General features: G+C 60.6%; 1 pseudogene. It reads right to left on the reverse strand.

Features of this window, described 5'->3' with window-relative positions:
• Nucleotides 1-294 precede the first annotated feature (294 nt).
• Nucleotides 295-957 (reverse strand): annotated as a pseudogene (gene fabI, locus ACIF4X_RS29325) (enoyl-ACP reductase FabI); the annotation flags it as partial.
• Nucleotides 958-1,052: the final 95 nt, after the last annotated feature.

A 1,052-nucleotide genomic window follows, 5' to 3' on the forward strand; every position in this document is an offset into this window, starting at 1 on the left:
ATAGCTACTTTGTTCATGACAATGGTCTCCGATGGGCCCCTTGCGAAAGCTTAGTGAGCTATCGCAAGGGGCGGCGGGGGTAACCATTTCATTAGTGGTGTCGGTGTTCTCAAAATCCCGGTTCACCACAAATCCATGTGGGAGCGAGCCTGCTCGCGAAGGCGTCCGGTCAGGCAACATCTCTGTTGAATGTGCCGGCCTCTTCGCGAGCAGGCTCGCTCCCACAGGGGACAGTGTTTCGGGGCATAAAAAAACCCGCCGGATCCGGCGGGTTTTTCATTGGCTAGGCGAAGATCACTCTTCGATGTTGCCCATGGCGGTGGTGTTGAAGCCGCCGTCTACATACATGATTTCGCCGCTGATGCCCGACGCCAGGTCGGAGCACAGGAAGGCGCCGGCGTTGCCGACTTCGTCGATGGTGACGTTGCGACGCAGCGGGGTTTGCGCTTCGTTGGCGGCCAGCATCTTGCGGAAGTTTTTGATGCCCGACGCTGCCAGGGTACGGATCGGGCCAGCCGATACGCAGTTGACGCGGGTGCCGTCCGGGCCCAGGGAGCCGGCCAGGTAACGGACGCCAGCTTCCAGCGAAGCCTTGGCCATGCCCATCACGTTGTAGTTCGGCATGGTGCGCTCGGCGCCCAGGTACGACAGGGTCAGCAGGCTGCCGTTGCGGCCTTTCATCATTTCGCGGCCGGCTTTGGCCAGTGCCACGAAGCTGTAGGCGCTGATGTCGTGAGCGATGCGGAAACCGTCACGGGTGGTGGCTTCGGTGAAGTCGCCGTCCAGTTGGTCGCCCGGGGCGAAACCAACGGAGTGGACGATGCAGTCCAGGCCATCCCACTTCTTGCTCAGCGCTTCGAAGACCTTGGCGATTTCTTCATCGCTGGCCACGTCGCACGGGAAGCACAGCTCAGGGCTCGAACCCCAGCCTTGGGCGAATTCTTCAACACGACCTTTCCGATATTCTCGGGTTGATCAGGCGGGGTGTAGTAGCTGGACGTTCCCACGATCTGCCCCGACTCGATATCGATGACGGCGAGTGCTTTTGCGCT

It is taken from the genome of Pseudomonas sp. NPDC085632, from assembly GCF_044541255.1.
Taxonomy (GTDB): domain Bacteria; phylum Pseudomonadota; class Gammaproteobacteria; order Pseudomonadales; family Pseudomonadaceae; genus Aquipseudomonas.